Here is a 429-nt window from a genome sequence, read left to right on the forward strand (position 1 = left end):
ATTTTTCTCGGGGTCTTTATCAATATCGACCATGCCATCAGTCAGTAGAATGAAATGAGTATTCGAGAAGTCCTTACCTTCTTTATAAAAATCATCAGAAGCCTTCTCAAGCACTGCCCCAATATTTGTATATAGCGCTACAGAATTGATTTTCTTTGCTTTTTCTTTAGCGTCAAGACGCCATTGCTCATCAACAGCTTTTAACTTGACCAAATTATTAACCCATTGACCAAAAGTCCAAACACCCGCTTCATCGCCATCGGGAATCAGCTCAGTTAATAGGTTAACCGCCGGGATTCGCAAGTTGGCCGGATCATTCTTCTTCATGCTCCCGGAGATATCGATCAGCATACGTATATCGGCCCCCGCTTCATTAGCAGCGGCATCTTGTGCGAAAGCATTAGCTGAAATTAATACATTGACGAAGAC

General features: G+C 42.4%; 1 protein-coding gene. It reads right to left on the reverse strand.

Features of this window, described 5'->3' with window-relative positions:
* Positions 1-429, reverse strand: a 429-nt coding sequence (locus tag A3761_RS25120; RefSeq protein WP_156492123.1) for a vWA domain-containing protein, incomplete at both ends; no start/stop codon positions are given.

It is taken from the genome of Oleiphilus sp. HI0123, from assembly GCF_001635315.1.